Consider the following 16914-nt stretch of genomic DNA (forward strand, 5'->3'; position numbering starts at 1 on the left):
GGAGAGGCTAAACGCCTCCGGAGGGCCGGTAAGACCACCGCGTGCGGTGGCGCAGTCCAGTGAACGAGGAAGCCTTCGAGGTGCCACATGAACTCATGCGGCACGGGCGAGAATCCCCGGGCTTCAGCCCGGGGAGCGCGTCAACGGATACGACAGCGAACGGGATGCGTCCGAATTCAGCTTCGATGTGCTCGAGCACGCCGGGCACCGCGGTCAGTTGGGGCAGCTACTCCTGGCAGAGTTCCTCACCGCGGAGAGCGACGGCCTGCACCGGCATGGCCAGCCCCTGGCTTGCATTGAGGTCGGTGATGATGTCGACAACCGTCCGACCGGCCCATGCGTAGAACAGTTCTTCGGAGAGCTCGCATCCCCACTCGCTCAACGCCTGCTGCCAGGCGACAAAGCGCAGCGGCATGGAATCGGCTATGGTCCCGTCGCAGTCGAAGAGGTAGGCGCCGAACTCACCGGGGGGGAAGACTCAAGATCACCGGGCTATTTTATGGGGAGGCTTCGACCAGCACTCGCTCAGCCCAGGCCGGTTGTTCTGCGCGCTGCCCGCACCGCCGGCGTCAGACGACCAACGCAGCCCGCAGCCCACGGCCCAGGTGCAGCTCCGCGACTGCAACGGCACCGGCGCGCAAGGCTGGACCTACGACTCCGGCACCGGCCAGATCGTCAACCCGTACGCCAACAAGCGCCTCGACGCGACGGACGTCAGCTTCGCCAACGGCGCCCGACCGCAGATCTGGGACTGCGGCGGTGGGGCCGACCAACGGTGGACCCGCGCCTGAGCGAACACAAGGAAGGATTAAGGAAGGAATGCGGCGCCTCCGACTCAGACTGGACGCAAGCTCGCAGCACGCCACTTCAGAGGGTGAGTTGGCGGAGGTGGGCGATCTCCCGGGCTGTGGTGGCCGCTTCCATACGGGCCAAGGGATCGGCGTCGGCGAGGCTGTTGAAGGACAGTTTGGTGAGGTCTTCGATGCGCCGGATCGGGACTTGGTAGGTCTTGTAAGCGCCGTAGGAGAACTCCGCGGGAGCGGTCTCCAGGCCGTCGATGAGATGGTCTTGGCTGAGCAGGTAACCGGTGGCCGACAGCTCATCGTTCTGTTTGACCATCGCCACGACCTTCCAGTATTGACGCGGCAGTTGGACGCCGCGGTAGGGGTCGTCGTCGGCGGCCAGAACCGGGCCGGTGAAGACGGTGGCTTTCAGGTCGCGGGTGTCGGCGTTGTCCAGGATGTAGTCCTCCAGGCCGGCCCAGGTGGTCTGGCTCTGGTTGAAGTCCTTGTGCTGCGGGGTGCAGTTGGTGAAATGGAAGGTGTCGTCGTTGCCGGATTTGGCCATCGCATGCCTGGCTCCCCATGCGGGGTCCAGGCGGCGGACCAGATGGCCGCGGTCGAGGGGATTGTCGCGGTAGACCTCCTCCCCGGTCTGTTCGCTGTCGGGCAGGCGGGGGTCGAAGATCCAGCGGTCGGGGTCGCGGCGGATGCGCAGGCTGGTTTCGCCGTCGATGTTGACCGCGGTGAAGAAGGCCAGCCGCCGTTGCCGGTTCATCACCACGCTGAAGTGGTGGTAGTTCAGCACGTGCGCCTGCCCATCGTCGGCGCTCCGGTTGAGTGCCGCCAGCGGGACGAGATCGGGGTGCAGCATGGGCAGCGGCACCCGATGCCCGCCCGGCAGGAAGTCCGGGTCATAGCCGCGGCGGCCGGCATAGTCCGGATCGATCCGGATCGCCTCCGGCGCTGCTGAGGCCGGGCCGGCCGTGGCGACCGGCTCGCGGAGCTGAAGAATGACGGGGGCCGTCAGAGTCAGAGTCAGCGGCACCTGCCCAGCGGCCAGCCGCCCCACCACCGGCTCTACCTGCCCCACCACCGGCTCTACCTGCTCCGCTACCGGCTCCACCTGTCGGGTGCGCGAGCGATCGGGCGAAGCGGTCAGAGCCGCCGCCGCCGACGTGGCCGGCGCCGCCGTGGCTGGCGTGGCCGACGTGGCCGGAGTCGCGGGCGTGGCCGACGTGGCCGGAGTCGCGGGGGTCGCAGGCGTGGCCGGCGGGAGGCTGATGCGTTCGGCGAACAACCGGTCGAGCAGGGCCTGCTGGTCCACCGGGAACGGTTGAGCGTGCAAGGCGGCCAGCAGGTGACTGACCCGCACCCCTTCGTTGATGACGCCGCCGAACGCGTCGTGGTCAGGGTCGGGGACGCCGGCGTGGTGCAAGGCCACGATCTCCCACTGGTCGTTGAAGACCGGGGAACCGGAGGAGCCGGGCTCGGTGTCGGTCTGGTAGTGCAGGAACGACTCCAGGATGTCGACGATCCGGTTTTCCCGCAGGGCGACTTGTTTCTTCTCTCCACCCGGATGCTGGATGATCGTGACGAAGTCCCCGATGATGACTTTGCCCTCGGACGCCACCAGGTGGTTGAACCCGAACCGGGCCAGCTCGCCGCTGGTCGCCTTCACCGCCACCAGCGCGAAGTCCAGCTCCTGGTCGGCGAAGAAGAACCGGCCCGGATCCAGAGAGAACCCGTGCAGCGGCAGCGGCCGTCCGTCGATGCCGTCCTGGAAGTCGAACTCGACGCTGCTGTGGCCGGCCGTCCCGGCGTCACCAAGCACATGGTGGTTGGTGAGCAGCAGGTCCGGGGAGACCAGCGACCCGGTGCCGTAGCCGGCCAGCCGCCCGCGCGTGTCACGGACGACCACCCGCCCGACCGCTCGCGCCGCCGCCGCTCCGCCTTCCAGGTAGCCGACAGGGAGCAGGTCATTGGTTTGGATGATCCGCTCCAGCACCGCCACCGCCGCTGTCACGGCCGCCGGGTCCGAGGCGGTTATCGCTGCGGGGTCGATCGGGTGGATGTCCCGGTAGTGGCGGCTGAGCCGGTCGATGCGGGTGGCCACCCGCATCGGCTCATCGGCCCGGGCGATCCCGCCCGGCTCGGCCAGCAGGGCGATCGTCCGCCGGCGCTGCTCACTCCTGCCGGCCACCCGCGCCGCCACCTCTTCCCGCAGCCCGGCGGGCGGTCCTTCAACCGCAGCCATTGCCCCGCACCTCATTTCCCCCGATGCCCGGCCAGCCCATCGCTTTCCTGGCAGGGGGCGTTATTCCCCTACTGCACTCATGTAAGTCTCCATAGGCCCCCTGACCTGCACATTCGCCTAGCCCGAGACGGCGATGGCCGCTGTTCGTCATCGGGCTGGCAGACGATCCGCGCCTGCCTGATCAGGCTTCCAGCGCTCTTGAGCGGACAGGCTGCGCCGCTGTCTCCGCAGCGACGGTATCCAGGCCGGCCGGTAACTCGCCTGGATCACGCACCAGAACAGGGTCACGCGCCATGAACGCCGGCAGACGCGGGCAGTTCGGCCGCCCGCGGCTTGTCGACGAGATCGGAAGGCGAGTCGATCTCGATCAACGAGAGATGTCCGATGTGATGTGCACGCTGATCCCGTTGAGCACGCGATCCAGCCCGTACTGGAATTGCTCCGCGGGAGGGAGGCGCGAGGTGCGGGATTCCAGCAGGGAGCGGCTGAACAGCGGAAAGGCGCCCGATTCGACGACCTGTCGTACGTACGGCCCGATGTAGTCCCGCTTCCATCGTTCCGGATCCAGGCCGGTACGGCGGGCCTCCTCCAGCCAGCCGATCTCGCGGCGGATCGCGCTGTGGACGTAGTCGTTCAGCATGCCGACGAAGCCAGTGATGTCGTCGATGTCGAGGCCGCGCCGGTCGAGTGCGCTGAGCGCGAACTCGTGCACGCGCAGCAGATGGGGGCCCAGGGTCGGACGACCGGTGAGCAGCGCGATCAGCCAGGAATGGCGTAGGCCCGCGGCGCGGATCCGGTGGGCGACCAGCGAGAGATCGGAGCGCCAGTCGCCGGACGGGCCGTCCGGGAGCTCGATCTCGCCCATCGCCATGTCGATCATGAGGTCGAACAGGTCATCGCGTTTCGGTACGTACCGGTAGAGCGACATGGCGCCGGTGCCCAGCTCGCACGCGATCCGGCGCATGGTGGCGGCCTCCACGCCTTCGGCGTCGGCGATCTGGACCGCCGTCCGGGTGATCTGCTCGCGGCTGTAGCCAGGCCGTCGCCCGGGCCCGGAACGCTCCTGGCGTTCCGGGAGCATCCAGATGCTGGTCGGTTCCTCGTCGGGCATCTGCACCCCCTCTGTTTGCGTACATCGTACCTGAATGGCTATGGTTCATTTCGAGTACGCAGTACGCGAATGGAGGACGTGTGGACCGATCTCTTCGTACTGGCTTGATCGTGGGAGATCTCGGTGGGTGGCGACGGCCTATGAACCGGACTCCCGCCGACCCCGCCACCACAGGAACGTGAGGGCCCGCATGCGGAACAGAGCACAGAGCGTGCACGTGAAGATCGTCCTGGACGTCATCTGCGCGCACTCCTACCTCGGCTACAGCCGCTTCATCCGCGCGGCAGACCGGCTCCGGAGCCAGGACGTCGCGGTGACGGTCGAGGTCCTGCCCTTCGAACTCGCCCCCGGCACCTCCACCGAAGGGCAGCCGCTGCTCGCCGTACTGGAGCAGACGTTCGGTCCCGAGGCCGCCGCCGGCACGGCGAGCTTCGCCGCGCGCGCGGCGCTGGAGGGCCTGCGGTTCGAGTACGGCAAAGCCATCGCCACCGGCACCTTCGAGGCGCACCGGCTCATCGCGAGCGCCGCCCTCCAGCACAAGGCCGAGCCGATGGTGGAACGCCTCTTCCGCGCGCACTTCACCGACGGGCTGCACATCGGCGACCCCGCCACCCTGGCCCTGCTGGCCGCCGAGGCCGGTGTCGCCGTGGACGGCGTGCCGGCCGGCGAACTGCGCGCCCGGCTCCAGCGGGTACGCCGGCTCGGCATCACCGGCGTTCCGGTCTTCCTGATCGAGCGGCTGCCCCCGCTGACCGGATCCCAGAGCGAGAACACGCTGTTCGCGGCCCTGAAAGAGGCCGCGCAGAACACCATGCCCGAGGGCTAGCTCAGGCAGACGCCCCTACACCGTTGACAGAAAGGCCTGATCATGACGACATCGACCGGCAAGACGGCGCTGGTGACCGGCGCGAGCAGGGGAATCGGCCGGGCCATCGCCACCCGGCTGGCACGACAGGGCGTCCGCGTCGCCGTGCACTATGGCAGCAACCACACGGCCGCCAAAGACACGGTCTCGGCCATCGAAGCGGCAGGCGGGCAGGCCTTCGCCGTCCAGGCCGAGCTGGGCGTGCCCGGAGACGCAGAAGCACTGTGGGCCGCGTTCGACGCGCACGCCGACGGCCTGGACATCCTGGTCAACAACGCTGGAATCCTCGGCGGCCAGGCCGAGATCGGCGGCGTGACCAGGGAGGGTTTCGAGCGGCTGTTCGCGGTCAACAGCACAGCTCCGTTCTTCATCACGCAGCTCGCTCTGCCGCGGCTCAGAGACGGCGGGCGGATCATCACGATCGGTACGATGCTGACCCGCGGCATGGCCATGCCAGGGGCGATCGACTACGCCATGTCCAAGGCGGCACTCGACGTGCTCACCTCGACACTCGCCAAGCAACTGGGGCCGCGCGGCATCACCGTCAACACCGTGGCGCCCGGCGTCATCGACACCGACATGCATCAGGGCCGCCTGGTCGGCGAGGCCCTGGCCTGGTTGTCATCCCTGTCGCCGCTGGGCCGGCTGGGCACGCCGGAGGACGTCGCCGGCACGGTGGCCTTCCTGGCCTCGGACGACAGCCGGTACGTGACCGGGCACCACCTGGACGTCTCCGGCGGGACGCTCGTGTAGCCAGCGGATCCGGGCGCCCGGCAAGTTTTCACCGAACAGCGCGCGTCACGGTCAGGTGCCACGCCGGCTCGATCCGAGCGCCCGTACGCCGACAAAGAGCAAAGGAGAGAGAAATGACCGTCACCGGTCTATCGCCCGATATCACCCGCCCCGATGCCGGCACCGTCCTGGTCACCGAATCGTCCGCACACCACCTCACGGTGGAGGAGATCTCGGCCGTGGTAGAGCACGCACCCTGGCCTGAAGGGCTCATCTCGTTCAGCACGTTGGTGAGTACCGACGGCGAGACAGTGCTGACCTACACACAGTGGGCCAACGGCGAAGCCAGCCGTGAGTTCATGGCCGGACTCACCGGCACAGAGCCGGTCGAGTACCGGCTGTACCGCAGCAGCGGGCGGGAAGATCCGCCGGTCCCAGGCTGCGTCGTCGTCGTAAGTGTCGAATTCGACGGACCCGACAACCAGCGGCAACAGCACTGGATCGACACCGTGTTCGACGCGATGGCGGGCGAAACCCAACCACATCCCGGCGGGATCTCGGGCCATTTCCACCTGAGCACCGACGGCACCCGGGTGCTCAACTACGCGGAGTGGACCGATGAACAGGCGCACCGCGACGCTCTCGACACATCCGGCCAGGCAACGGTGGGGTCGTCGCCCGGGTGGCGGCGGGTCGTGGACTTCCCCGGCGTGAAAAGCGGCGGATTCCGCCGCTACCAACTGCGGCACAGCCTTTCCGTATCTCCGTAGTCCGAAGCCACCTATCAGAGAGAAGGAACATCCCGCTGGTAATCCGTCTTACGGGGAACTGCACCCGCCGCCTGCAGGGCCAGGCCTGACTCACAGAAGCGCTCTGGAACATACCGGCGATATACCGCCCCTTCGTACACTTCCCTCCCTGATGACATTGGAGATCGGGTTCCTCGGACCCTGGGAGATCAAGGCGAGCGGGCGACCGATACGGCTGTCGGGCCGTCGCCGTGTCGCCGTCCTGACGCGGCTGGCACTGGACGCCGGCCGGCCCGTCACCGCGCGTCAGCTCGTCGCCGACGTATGGGGGCAGACCTCGACGGCCACGGCCGGCAAGCAGCTGCACATCGTGGTGTCGAAGTTGCGTGACGTGCTCACCCCCGAGATCATCGCGACCGTGCCCGGCGGTTACCTGCTGGACCTGCCTCGCGACCAGGTCGACGCGCACAGCTTCACGATGCTGGCCCGCCAGGCGCGGATGGCGCGCGACCGGCGCGATCCTGGCACGGCCGACGGGTTGTTCCGGCGGGCGCTGGCCCTGTGGCGGGGGCGCGCCCTGGCCGAGCTGATGGAACCGTGGGCGCAGATCGAGTCCAGCCGCCTGGAGGAGGAGCGGCTGGCGGTCTTCGAGGACCATATCGACCTGCGGCTGGCCGCGGGGGATCACCACGCGGTGTTGACCGACCTCGCCTCGCACGTCCGGGCCCACCCCCTGAGGGAGGGCCCGCGCGCCCAGCTGATGCTGGCGCTCTACCGCGCGGCCCGGCCGTCAGAAGCGCTCGCGGTCTACCGGGAGAGCCGCGCCGTCATGGCGGAGGAGCTCGGCCTCGAGCCGGGCACGCGGCTGCGCGAGCTGCAGCATGCCATCCTCACCAGAGATCCCGTGCTCGAGCTCACCACTCCGGCGCAGTCCGGCAGGATCGTCCCCGCCGAGCTGCCCGCCGACACCCGCTCGTTCACCGCCAGGCACGAGGAGGTGGAGTGGCTGCGGGAGGCGGTGCAGCGCGCGGGTGTGGCCGTCATCGACGGGCCAGGCGGCGTGGGCAAGTCGGCGCTCGTCCTTCACGTCGCGCACGCGATGGCCGGACGGTTCCGCGACGGCGTCGTCTACGTCAACCTGAACGGCTCGACCCCGGGACTCCAGCCGCTACCGGTCCTGGACGCCCTGGGCCACCTGCTGCGCTCGCTGGGGCTGGACGGCTCCGCCGTACCGGCAGATCTCGAAGGGGCGATCGCCCGCTACCGGTTGCTCACCGCGGCGAGCAACCTGCTCGTCATCCTCGACAACGCACTCGACGCCGACCAGGTGCGGCCGCTCATCCCGGCGGGTGCGGGCTGCCGGACCGTCATCACCGGCCGCGACGCCCTGATCTCGCTCGACAACGCCCGCCACCTGCACCTGGACGGGCTCGGCGACAGCGATGCCGTCACGCTGCTCGCCAGGATCGCGGGCCAGGGCCGGGTCCAGCGCGAGCCGGAGGCGGCCGCGAAGATCGCCGAGCTGTGCAGTGGCTTCCCCCTGGCCATCCGGATCGCCGGCGCCCGCCTCGCGGCGCGGCCCGACTGGCGGCTGGCCGACCTTGCCGACCGCCTCGCCGACGCGGCCCGGCGCCTGGACACCCTGCAGTACGCCGACCTGGCCGTACGCACCAGCATCGCGGTCAGCCACCGGCACCTGAGCGAGGAACCCAGCGGCCACGACGCCGCGCACGTCCTCCCGCACCTCGGCCTGCTCGACGCGCCGACCCACACTCCGGCCGCCACGGCTGCCCTGGCCGGCTGGCCCGAGGCACGGGCGGAGGCGGCCCTCGAGCGGCTCCGCGCCGCCCGGCTCCTGGAGTCCGCGGGGCACGGCCGCTACCGCTTCCACGACCTCATCCGCCTGTACGCCAGGGAGCAGGCCGCCCGCGAGCTGCCCACGGCGGAGCGCGCGGCCGCGCTGCGCCGTGGGCTCCACCATTACCTGGCCTCGGTCAGCACCGCCACGCGGCTCGTGCACGTCGAGGACCCGGAGCCCGTGTACGAGGCCGAGCAGCCCGGTGTCGCGTTCACCAGCGCGCGGGAGGTCAGCGACTGGACCGAGGCCGAGCGTGACAATCTCCTGGCCGTGACCCGCCAAGCGGCCGAGTCCGCCGATCCGGGCACCGCCATCGGACTGGCGATCGGGCTGCACTGGCCGTTCAACTACCGCGGCTGGGTCACGCACCTGGCCGACGTCCACCGGAACGCGGCCGAGGTGGCCGCGCGGTGCGGAGACTGGGCCGGCCAGGCGCAGGAGGAGAGCTACCTGGCCTGGGTCTACCGCGACCAGGGGCTCTTCGAGCTGGCGATCGATCACCTCGAACGGGCTGTGACGTGCTGGGGCAAGGCCGGCCTGCCGCACCGGAGGATGGGGTCCTTCAACAATCTCGGCATCGTCTACACCCTGCTCGGGCGGCTCGACCTCGCCGTCGCCAACCTGGCACGGGCCTTGGACATCGCCGAGGAGACCGAGCATCGCTACGCGCGGGGCGCCATCTTCAACAACCGCGTGCACGTGCTGTGCCGGCAGGGCCGGTTCGAGGAGGCCATCGCGCAGGCGAGGGTGGCCGTCGTGGAATGGAGCGGCATCGGCTCCCTGTACGGGGAGGGCGCGGGTCGCGAGACTCTGGCCCGCGCCTACATGCATGCCGGACGTCTCGCCGAGGCGGCCGACGTCTACCAGGTCGCGCTTGCGCTCCTGCGCAAAGCCGCATACCGCAGCGGCTACGCGGTGGCCGCCTGGTGGTCCGGCCAGACCCTGCACGCCCTGGGGCGGCACGCCGAGGCCCGGCAGGACTGGCGCATCTGCTTCGAGACCCTCCTGGAGACGCGCCTCCTGACCCACGCGGAGGTGGAGGAACTGCTTGAGCAGCCCGTTCCGGACATGCCGGGGCCGATCAGGAACATGCTGTAGGCCGCCTACCGGCGCGCTCTCGTACCGCGCCCGGTCCTGCTCAGGCCCGGATGACGGTCTGCACGAGCGTCCCAGCCGGACGGCAAGTCCGGCTCCCGTGACCGGGCGGGCGGTTCAGCGGAGCTTGGCGAAGAACGCGCGGACGTCGTCGACCAGCAGGGCCGGCTCCTCCATCGACAGGAAGTGGCCGCCCCGGCCCAGCTCGGTCCAGTGCACGATGTTGTGGTCGCGCTCGGCCCAGCGGCGGACGGTCACGTCGTGGGCCGAGACCAGCACCCCGGTCGGCGTCGTCCCGCGCTCCGGCGCCCAGCCCGCGCCCGCGCCCTCGCCCGCGCCCTCGCCTGTGTCCTCGCCTTCCCAGCCCGCGCTCTCGCCCCAGCCCGCGTCCTCGCCTCCCGCGCCCGCGCTCCAGTCCGCCGCGGCGGTGATCTCCTCGTAGTAGATCTGCGCCGCCGGTCCGGCGGTGCCGGTCAGCCAGTAGAGGGTGACGTCGGTCAGTATGCGGTCACGGTCGACGGCGTCCTCGGGCAGCCCCTCCTCCGGCGCGGTGAGCTCCTTGAACTTCTCCACGATCCAGGCGAGCTGTCCGACCGGCGAATCGTGCAGCCCGTACGCCACCGTCTGCGGGCGCTTGGAGTTGCACTGCAGGTACCCGTCGTTGAAGTTCTGCATGCTCTGCCAGCGCCGCTGCTCCACCTCCGACAGCCCGTCCATCTCGCCCTCGGCCCCGACAGGAAAGGTGATCATGGCGTTGAGGTGGATGCCGATGACGTGCCCCGGATCCTGCTTGCCGAGCTCCGGGCCGACCCATGCACCGGTGTCGTAGCCCTGGACGCCGTAGCGTTCGTAGCCGAGCGCGGCCATCAGACCGGCCAGCAGCCCGGCCATCCTGGCGGCGTTCATGCCCGGCCCGGCCAGCGGCGTGGAGAAGCCGAAGCCCGGCAGCGACGGGATCACCAAATGGAAGGCGTCGGCCGGATCGCCGCCGTGGGCGCGCGGGTCCGACAGCCGGCCGATGACGTCGAGGAAGTCCACGAACCCGCCCGGCCAGCCGTGCAGCAGGATCAGCGGCGTGGCGCCGGGTTCAGGGGAGCGCACGTGCATGAAGTGCAGATTCTGGCCGTCGACGGTGGTCAGGAACTGCGGGTGGGCGTTCAGCTCGGCCTCGCGCGCCCGCCAGCTGTAGCGGGTGCGCCAGTGCTCGGCCATCTCCTTCAGGTAGCCGACGGGCACGCCGCGGCTCCAGCCGACGCCGGGCAGCTCGTCCGGCCAGCGGGTGCCGGCCAGCCTGGCCTGGAGGTCGTCGAGCTGGTGCTGGGGGATCTCTATACGGAAGGGGCGGATGTCGATCTGCGTCATGGGGAGGACTGTACGAAGCGCTTAGGTCAGAGCCCGTCCTATGGTGGCGGGTGTGCTGAAAACCGCCGCGCGGCTGCTGAAGCTGCTGTCGTTGTTGCAGGCCAACCGCGATCGGCCGGGGGCCGAGCTGGCCGAACTGCTCGGCGTCACCCCGCGCACGGTCCGCCGGGACGTCGAGCGCCTGCGCGAGCTGGGCTACCCGGTGGACGCCGTGCAGGGCACGGCCGGTTACCGGCTCGGGGCCGGTGCGTCGCTGCCGCCGCTGCTGCTGGACGACGAGGAGGCGGTGGCCGTGGCCGTCGGCCTGCGCACGGCGGCGGGCGGCTCGGTCACGGGCATCGAGGAGACCGCGCTGCGCGCGCTGACCAAGCTGGAGCAGGTGCTGCCGCCCCGGCTGCGGTACCGGGTCAACGCCGTGCAGCGGGCGACCGTACGGGTCGGCGCCACCGGTCCCGCGGTGAGCGCCGACACCCTCATGACGATCGCCGACGCCTGCCGCCGCCGCGAACGGCTGCGCTTCGACTACTCCAGCCCCCGCCGCGGCAACACCCTGCGCTCGGTCGAGCCGCACCGCCTGGTCAACTTCGAACGGCGCTGGTACCTGGTCGCCTTCGACCCTGAGCGCGACGACTGGCGCACCTTCCGGGTGGACCGTCTCGTCCCGCGCACTCCCACCGGGCCCCGCTTCGCGCCCAGGCAGCCGCCGCACGGCGACGCCGCCACCTACGTGGCCCGCACACTGTCGGCGACGGCGTGGCCGTGCCAGGCGGTCTTCACCCTGCACGAGCCGGCCGAGGCGGTCGCCGACCGGGTGTGGCCGGGCATGGGCGTGGTCGAGGCGGTGGACGACCGGAGCTGCCTGCTGCACCTCGGGGCCGAGAACCCGTGGGCGCTGACCTGGATGATCACATCCGTGGACGCCGACTTCACACTTGTCACTGGCCCGCCAGGACTCGCGGAGGCGCTGCGAGCCCACGCCCGCCGCTGCCTCCTGGCGGTGCCGGACAGCCGGACCGGCTCGCCTTCGGGAGAGGGCCAGCCCTGAAGCTTCGCCGATCCATGGGATGCCTCTCATCGTGAATAGATCGGAAGAGATCTCAGCAGACGAGGATTCCTCCAGGTCGGCGCGGCGGCGGCGGCCCTCGCTCTGGCCGGCTGCGCTGGGGGCGGCTCCGGCGCCGGCCTCCAGTTCGCCTGGTGGGGCAGTACGACCCGCCACACCGCGACGCAACAAGCCATCACCGCCTTCAAGAAGAAGAAACCCGGCGTCCAGATCAAGACCCAGTTCTCCGGCTGGGACGGCTACCGGGAGAAGCTGGCCACCCAGACCGCCGAGTCACCCCCACCTGATGCGGGTGACCCTGGAGGGACGCTGGCGCGCGGACGGTGACCAGCCATGCGACGTGCGCGTACGGCACAACCGGACCGTGATCGCGTTCGAGACCGTGGACGGCTGGCCGATCCAGGGACGCCTGCTCCGGCTCTGACCACACGCGGCCCCTCACCTCACGGTCTCGTGCCTTCGGGGAACCCGGTCCAGCGCAGGTCGGCCGGGAGGTGGCTCATGTCGTTGAACATCACGATCGTGGGCGGCAGGCCGTCGCGGTACTCGATGACCGTCAGTGCGGTGTTGGCGCTGTTCAGTCCGAGCCACCGGGACGGCGGCGCGTCCAGCGCGTGCCGCACCAGCCAGGCGATCGGGTACGCGTGCGTGATCAGGACCTCGTGTGTGGTCGTGCCGGGCACGTTCGCGAACCGGGCTACCAGGGACTCAGCGAGCCTCTGGCCCGAGGCCGCCTCGGCGTCGTCGTAGCCGTCGAAGAAGCCGGCCCAGGACCGGGGAGTTTCCGCCGCGCCGGGAACGTAGGGCATGTGGTCGATGAGTTCGGCCGCCTCGCTCACGGGCACGTCCGGGAGATGCCGGGCGAGTTCGTGCGCGCTTGCCAGGGCTCGTGGCAGCGGAGAGTGCCACACGGCGTCGACCGGCAGGCCGGCGAGCCGTTCGCCCAGCAGGCCCGCCTGCCGGCGCCCGATGCCGGTGAGCTCGCCGAACGCGTCGGCCGCGCCGTGTCGTGCCAGGTAGAGGTGTCGCGTTGCCATGAGTGGTCAGGAGCGGGGCGCCCGTGCGGGCCCGCTTCCCGTCTCCTTTCGATCGGTGACGGTGCCGGTGGTGCCGTCGATGGTGATGAGGGTGCCGTCGTGAAGCCTGCTCGTCGCGTTCGGGATACCGAGGACGGCGGGGATGGCCTGTTCGCGAGCGACGATGGCGGCGTGGCAGAGCACGCCTCCGGTTTCGGTGACGACGCCGGCGGCGATGCGCAGCAGCGGCGTCCAGGCGGGGTCGGTGAAGGGGCAGATGAGGATGTCGCCCGGCCGCACGCGCGCGAAGTCGCCGGGACCGCGGACGATCCTCGCGGTGCCGGTCACGGTCCCGTGGCTGCCTGGTGTTCCGGTGAGTGTGGCCGCTGGGGCGTCCGCGGCGCCGGAAGGCGGTGGGGGTTCGGCGGTGACCGGCCGTGCTTGCAGGACCCAGGCGCGGTCGTCGACGATCGCCCACTCGATGTCCTGCGGTCCACCGCGTACGGCGGCGACCTCCTTGCCCAGCGCGGCGAGCCGCGCGGCGGTCGCGTCGTCGATCGTCGGCCGCTCCCGGATACGCGTGGGTACGTCGCTCACGACGAGCCGCGTGCCGCGCCGGTCAAGGCGGGTCCGTTTGTCCGCGATGGTGTGGGTGACCGACTCGTCCCCGGCGACGTGGTAGGCGTCAGGGGTGACCGTGCCCCCGACGACGCTGGGGCCGAGGCCCCAGGACGCCTCGATCTCGGTCGCGTCGTCCGGGTCCGCGGGTGTGAACATGACCCCGGACACCTCGGCGTCCAGATGGCGTTGCACGATGACGGCCATCACCGGATCGTCGCCAGGGTCGATGGCACGTGGGGAGAACAGCGAGGCCCAGCAGGCACGTACGGCATCGGTGACCTCGCCGGCTCCGCGCACGGCGAGAAAGCTCTCGTACCGGCCGGCCGCCGAGGCCTGACCGGTGTCCTCGTTCGAGGCCGACGATCTCACGGCCACGGGCGGATCGCCGAGTTCGGCGAGCGCGTGTCCCAGCGCGTCTACCACGGTGGCGTGGACCGGGCGGGCCTCGATCACCTTCCGCGCCGCGTCGAGATCGTCCGGCTCGCCGGTGAACCGCGCGAGGTCGAGATCGCGGACGGCGGCGCGGTAAGCGTCGAACGTGACGACGAAGCCGTCGGGAACCGGCAGGCCCGCGCGGAGCAACGCGCCGAGTGCGCCGGCCTTGCCCCCGCAGGTATCGGCGACAGCCTCCATGAGGGGTACGATCATCCACCCCGACCTTTCAACAGAATGTTGACGATGCGGTGTCGATTGTGGATCATGTCCTGCATGCCACGCAAGCAGGACATCGCTCACGATGCGCACGCCGACCACGCCCAGGCCCAACGTGAGCAGGACGCGAGTGCGCGGTTGTCGCGCCTGGGCGCGGACGCGCTCGACCCCCGCCCGTGGCGGCCCCCGCCCGCCCCGCCGTTGGCGGTCGACCTTGTGCAGTTCGCCGTCTGGCGCAACGCCGGCCTGAACCCGGAGGACATCCTGAGCGCGCTCACCCTCCTGCCCGCCGCGCGAGCCGAGGTCGAAGGACTCGAATCCGGTCTGCTGTTCATGGCCCGGAGCGCGGGACTGACCTGGGCGCAGATGGCGCACGCGATGGGATTCAACTCCCCGCAGGCCTGCCAGCAGCACTACACCCGCCTGACGGCACGACAGGACGCCGGCTCGTGAGGCGGGACTCCTCGCCCGGCGTCCTGGTCCTGCACGCCGTGCGCATCACCGGGTTCGCGGACGCGCCGGTGATCGCTCACCGGTACGGGCTCGACGCGGCCGAGACGAAAGAGGCGTTGCACGACGCTGAGGCGCGCGGCTGGGTCGAGCGCAGCGCCTTCGCCGGCACCGGAGGCTGGTCACTGACCGAAGCGGGCCGAGCCGAGAACGAGCGCCGGCTCGCGGCCGAGCTCGCAGGCGTCGGCGGCGCCGACGAGGTCCGTGACGTCTACCGCACGTTCCTCCCGCTGAACGCCATGCTGATGGCAGCCTGCACCGACTGGCAGCTCCGGCCCGCCGCCGGCGATCGGCTCGCCGTCAACGACCACTCCGATCCCGGCTGGGACGCCGGAGTCCTCCACGAACTCGCCGGCATCGGCCGCGCGCTCACGCCACTCGCGGAGCGGCTCGGGAGCGTCCTGACCCGGTTGCGCGGATACGACACACGATTCACCGCCGCTCTGGCGCGCGCACGGGCCGGGGAGGGCGCCTGGGTCGACGGCACCGGCGTCGACTCCTGCCATCGTGTCTGGTTCGAGCTCCACGAAGACCTCATCGCCACCCTCGGCCTCGACCGGCACGCGGAACTCTGAGTAATCCTGATCACAGATCTGGCGATACCCCATAGGATGCGGTCAAAGGTGAGGAAGGGTGAAGTGTGACCGAGCGTGAGCAGCCTCCGGGGAAGGTCGACCCGACCGTTCCCACCGTCGCCCGCATGTACGACTATTTCCTGGGCGGGAAGGACAACTTCCCCGCGGACCGCGAGGCAGCCGAGCGCATTCTCGAGCTGAGCAGCCGGGGCGGCGCGGACGTACGGGAGGTGGCCAGGGCGAACCGCGGCTTCCTGATCCGCGCCGTGGAGACGGCGGCCAGGGCAGGCGTGCGGCAGTTCCTCGACATCGGCACCGGGCTGCCCACCCAGGACAACGTGCACCAGGTCGCGCACCGGGTCATCCCCGACGCCAAGGTCGTCTACTCGGACAACGACCCGATCGTGCTGGTCCACGCCCGGGCGTTACTGACCGACAGCCCCGACACGGTGATCATCGACGGCGACGCGCATGATCCCAAGAGCATCCTGGCCGCCGCCGCCCACCACCTTGACTTCAGCCAGCCCGTGGCGGTCCTGGCCGTCGCGTTGTTCCACTTCTTCGAGGGCGACGAAGAGGTGGCCGGCATCGTCCGGGCCCTGCGCGAGCCGCTGGTGCCGGGGAGCCACCTGATCATCTCGCACGCGTACGTGGAGAAGGGCCAGAGCACCCCCGACCGGAAGATCGGGACCGAGAACATCTACCGGCGTACGACCTCCGGCGCGCTGCACTGGCGGGACTACGACATGGTGCGCACGTACTTCGACGGGCTGGAACTGCTCGAACCCGGCCTCGTACCGGTGCAGAACTGGCGCAACGACGACCCGTTCATCGTCCCCGGGATGGAGAAGGGCGGCATCCTGGGCGGCGTCGGCCGCGTCCTCTAGCGAGCCGGCCGGGCGCTGGAAGGGTCATGTTGCGCGAGCGAATGACGGCCCCTGTCACGCTGGCTGCCCCAGCTGCCGGCGTGGGCCGGCGGCATCCGGCTCCGGCACCTGGTGCATCACACGGCGGCCCTTCCCGCCGACTCGAAGATCGATGCCGTCATCACCGGCCGGACCACCGCGGGCATCATCCGGGCACTCACCCGGTTCCCGGTCCTGGATCGCCGGCCGGGCACCGAACACGTCTACTCCAACGCCGGATACGTCTGCCTGGCCGCGGTGGTGGAACGAGCGGCGGACATGCCGCTGCCCGACTTCGCCCGGCGCCACCTCTTCGTCCCGCTGGCGATGGCGGACACCCTCTACTGGCCAGGGCCCGACCCCCAGCCCCCGGGCGCCGCGCCGCTCGCGCGTCTTCATCCCGCCCCGCTGTCCCTGGGGGACGGCGGCGTATGGACGACTCTCAGCGACCTGCTGCGCTGGGGCCAGGCGCTCAACGCCGATGAACTCGGCATCTCGGGGCTCATGCAGACCCCAGGACACCTCGATGACGGAACGCCGATCGACTACGCCTGGGGCATCGGCGTACGGTCGCACGCCGGGCACCGCGTCTATCGGCACGGAGGAGGGTGGACGGGTCTGCGTGCCCTGCATGCCCGAGTGCCCGGCCTGGATCTGAGCGTGGCTCTCATGGCGATCGACGACCACACCGAGCGCCGGGTCCCGTTGCTCGACAGCCTGCTCGACGCGGTGACCGGACGGCCGCAACCGTGATCTGCGACACCG

General features: G+C 70.4%; 18 protein-coding genes. 12 read left to right on the forward strand and 6 right to left on the reverse strand.

What is annotated here, in order from left to right:
• Positions 1-226: 226 nt before the first annotated feature.
• A complete protein-coding gene (locus tag ACFPZ3_RS06790; RefSeq protein WP_465263541.1) occupies positions 227-415 on the reverse strand; it encodes a hypothetical protein in 189 nt (62 codons plus the stop codon).
• A gap of 124 nt (positions 416-539) precedes the next feature.
• Here ACFPZ3_RS06790 and ACFPZ3_RS06795 point away from each other — a divergent pair, with 124 nt between their 5' ends.
• Complete coding sequence (locus tag ACFPZ3_RS06795) at positions 540-791, forward strand: RICIN domain-containing protein (RefSeq protein WP_379513087.1); 252 nt, start codon at positions 540-542, stop codon at positions 789-791.
• 76 nt (positions 792-867) lie between these two features.
• On the opposite strand, the gene ACFPZ3_RS06800 is transcribed toward ACFPZ3_RS06795, so the two are convergent.
• Together ACFPZ3_RS06800 and ACFPZ3_RS06805 are read right to left on the reverse strand one after the other, a co-directional pair.
• On the reverse strand, positions 868-3036 hold the full coding sequence (locus tag ACFPZ3_RS06800; protein WP_379513088.1) for a DNA/RNA non-specific endonuclease: 2169 nt from the start codon (positions 3034-3036) through the stop codon (positions 868-870).
• A 367-nt stretch (positions 3037-3403) separates the two neighbouring features.
• The gene (locus ACFPZ3_RS06805; RefSeq protein WP_379513089.1) at positions 3404-4147 is read right to left on the reverse strand and encodes a TetR/AcrR family transcriptional regulator; all 744 of its coding nucleotides are present in this window, start codon (positions 4145-4147) and stop codon (positions 3404-3406) included.
• 190 nt (positions 4148-4337) lie between these two features.
• On the opposite strand from ACFPZ3_RS06805, the gene ACFPZ3_RS06810 reads away from it, so the two are divergent.
• The 4 genes from ACFPZ3_RS06810 to ACFPZ3_RS06825 all read left to right on the forward strand — a co-directional run bounded on the left by ACFPZ3_RS06810 (position 4338) and on the right by ACFPZ3_RS06825 (position 9449).
• Complete coding sequence (locus ACFPZ3_RS06810) at positions 4338-4973, forward strand: DsbA family oxidoreductase (protein WP_379513090.1); 636 nt, start codon at positions 4338-4340, stop codon at positions 4971-4973.
• Between the two features lie 42 nt (positions 4974-5015).
• Positions 5016-5765 carry an SDR family oxidoreductase gene (locus ACFPZ3_RS06815; RefSeq protein WP_379513091.1) on the forward strand — a complete coding sequence of 250 codons (750 nt, stop codon included), beginning with the start codon at positions 5016-5018 and terminating at the stop codon, positions 5763-5765.
• Between the two features lie 113 nt (positions 5766-5878).
• The gene (locus tag ACFPZ3_RS06820; protein WP_379513092.1) at positions 5879-6514 is read left to right on the forward strand and encodes an antibiotic biosynthesis monooxygenase; all 636 of its coding nucleotides are present in this window, start codon (positions 5879-5881) and stop codon (positions 6512-6514) included.
• Between the two features lie 151 nt (positions 6515-6665).
• Positions 6666-9449 (forward strand): AfsR/SARP family transcriptional regulator, encoded by a 2784-nt coding sequence (locus ACFPZ3_RS06825; protein WP_379513093.1) that lies wholly within the window; start codon positions 6666-6668, stop codon positions 9447-9449.
• A 114-nt stretch (positions 9450-9563) separates the two neighbouring features.
• Here ACFPZ3_RS06825 and ACFPZ3_RS06830 read toward each other — a convergent pair whose 3' ends face one another.
• Positions 9564-10808 carry an epoxide hydrolase family protein gene (locus ACFPZ3_RS06830; RefSeq protein WP_379513094.1) on the reverse strand — a complete coding sequence of 415 codons (1245 nt, stop codon included), beginning with the start codon at positions 10806-10808 and terminating at the stop codon, positions 9564-9566.
• Positions 10809-10860: 52 nt separating this feature from the next.
• Here ACFPZ3_RS06830 and ACFPZ3_RS06835 point away from each other — a divergent pair, with 52 nt between their 5' ends.
• From ACFPZ3_RS06835 to ACFPZ3_RS06845, 3 genes are all read left to right on the forward strand, one after another.
• Positions 10861-11853 (forward strand): helix-turn-helix transcriptional regulator, encoded by a 993-nt coding sequence (locus ACFPZ3_RS06835; RefSeq protein WP_379513095.1) that lies wholly within the window; start codon positions 10861-10863, stop codon positions 11851-11853.
• Between the two features lie 192 nt (positions 11854-12045).
• Positions 12046-12198: an extracellular solute-binding protein gene (locus ACFPZ3_RS06840; RefSeq protein WP_379513210.1), complete on the forward strand. Its 153-nt coding sequence runs from the start codon at positions 12046-12048 to the stop codon at positions 12196-12198.
• Positions 12158-12295: a hypothetical protein gene (locus ACFPZ3_RS06845; protein ID WP_379513096.1), complete on the forward strand. Its 138-nt coding sequence runs from the start codon at positions 12158-12160 to the stop codon at positions 12293-12295. Before ACFPZ3_RS06840 ends, ACFPZ3_RS06845 begins: the two co-directional genes overlap by 41 nt.
• Before the next feature lie 19 nt (positions 12296-12314).
• On the opposite strand, the gene ACFPZ3_RS06850 is transcribed toward ACFPZ3_RS06845, so the two are convergent.
• Together ACFPZ3_RS06850 and ACFPZ3_RS06855 are read right to left on the reverse strand one after the other, a co-directional pair.
• The gene (locus ACFPZ3_RS06850) at positions 12315-12908 is read right to left on the reverse strand and encodes a histidine phosphatase family protein (RefSeq protein ID WP_379513097.1); all 594 of its coding nucleotides are present in this window, start codon (positions 12906-12908) and stop codon (positions 12315-12317) included.
• Between the two features lie 6 nt (positions 12909-12914).
• Positions 12915-14156 (reverse strand): PEP/pyruvate-binding domain-containing protein, encoded by a 1242-nt coding sequence (locus ACFPZ3_RS06855; RefSeq protein ID WP_379513098.1) that lies wholly within the window; start codon positions 14154-14156, stop codon positions 12915-12917.
• Positions 14157-14216: 60 nt separating this feature from the next.
• Here ACFPZ3_RS06855 and ACFPZ3_RS06860 point away from each other — a divergent pair, with 60 nt between their 5' ends.
• The 4 genes from ACFPZ3_RS06860 to ACFPZ3_RS06875 all read left to right on the forward strand — a co-directional run bounded on the left by ACFPZ3_RS06860 (position 14217) and on the right by ACFPZ3_RS06875 (position 16902).
• Positions 14217-14612: a DNA-binding protein gene (locus ACFPZ3_RS06860; protein ID WP_379513099.1), complete on the forward strand. Its 396-nt coding sequence runs from the start codon at positions 14217-14219 to the stop codon at positions 14610-14612.
• Complete coding sequence (locus ACFPZ3_RS06865) at positions 14609-15244, forward strand: transcriptional regulator (RefSeq protein ID WP_379513100.1); 636 nt, start codon at positions 14609-14611, stop codon at positions 15242-15244. Before ACFPZ3_RS06860 ends, ACFPZ3_RS06865 begins: the two co-directional genes overlap by 4 nt.
• 65 nt (positions 15245-15309) lie before the next feature.
• Positions 15310-16131, forward strand: coding sequence for an SAM-dependent methyltransferase (locus ACFPZ3_RS06870; protein ID WP_379513101.1), 822 nt, complete (start codon positions 15310-15312; stop codon positions 16129-16131).
• Positions 16132-16182: 51 nt separating this feature from the next.
• Positions 16183-16902, forward strand: coding sequence for a serine hydrolase domain-containing protein (locus ACFPZ3_RS06875; protein WP_379513211.1), 720 nt, complete (start codon positions 16183-16185; stop codon positions 16900-16902).
• The last annotated feature ends 12 nt before the right edge of the window (positions 16903-16914 follow it).

It is taken from the genome of Nonomuraea insulae (assembly GCF_042656245.1).

Coding starts and splice junctions, on each gene's coding strand:
- ACFPZ3_RS06790 (WP_465263541.1), bottom strand. CDS start 415: ATGCCGCTGCGCTTTGTCGCCTGGCAGCAGGCGTTGAGCGAGTGGGGA.
- ACFPZ3_RS06800 (WP_379513088.1), bottom strand. CDS start 3,036: ATGGCTGCGGTTGAAGGACCGCCCGCCGGGCTGCGGGAAGAGGTGGCG.
- ACFPZ3_RS06805 (WP_379513089.1), bottom strand. CDS start 4,147: ATGCCCGACGAGGAACCGACCAGCATCTGGATGCTCCCGGAACGCCAG.
- ACFPZ3_RS06810 (WP_379513090.1), top strand. CDS start 4,338: ATGCGGAACAGAGCACAGAGCGTGCACGTGAAGATCGTCCTGGACGTC.
- ACFPZ3_RS06815 (WP_379513091.1), top strand. CDS start 5,016: ATGACGACATCGACCGGCAAGACGGCGCTGGTGACCGGCGCGAGCAGG.
- ACFPZ3_RS06820 (WP_379513092.1), top strand. CDS start 5,879: ATGACCGTCACCGGTCTATCGCCCGATATCACCCGCCCCGATGCCGGC.
- ACFPZ3_RS06825 (WP_379513093.1), top strand. CDS start 6,666: ATGACATTGGAGATCGGGTTCCTCGGACCCTGGGAGATCAAGGCGAGC.
- ACFPZ3_RS06830 (WP_379513094.1), bottom strand. CDS start 10,808: ATGACGCAGATCGACATCCGCCCCTTCCGTATAGAGATCCCCCAGCAC.
- ACFPZ3_RS06845 (WP_379513096.1), top strand. CDS start 12,158: ATGCGGGTGACCCTGGAGGGACGCTGGCGCGCGGACGGTGACCAGCCA.
- ACFPZ3_RS06850 (WP_379513097.1), bottom strand. CDS start 12,908: ATGGCAACGCGACACCTCTACCTGGCACGACACGGCGCGGCCGACGCG.
- ACFPZ3_RS06855 (WP_379513098.1), bottom strand. CDS start 14,156: ATGATCGTACCCCTCATGGAGGCTGTCGCCGATACCTGCGGGGGCAAG.
- ACFPZ3_RS06860 (WP_379513099.1), top strand. CDS start 14,217: ATGCCACGCAAGCAGGACATCGCTCACGATGCGCACGCCGACCACGCC.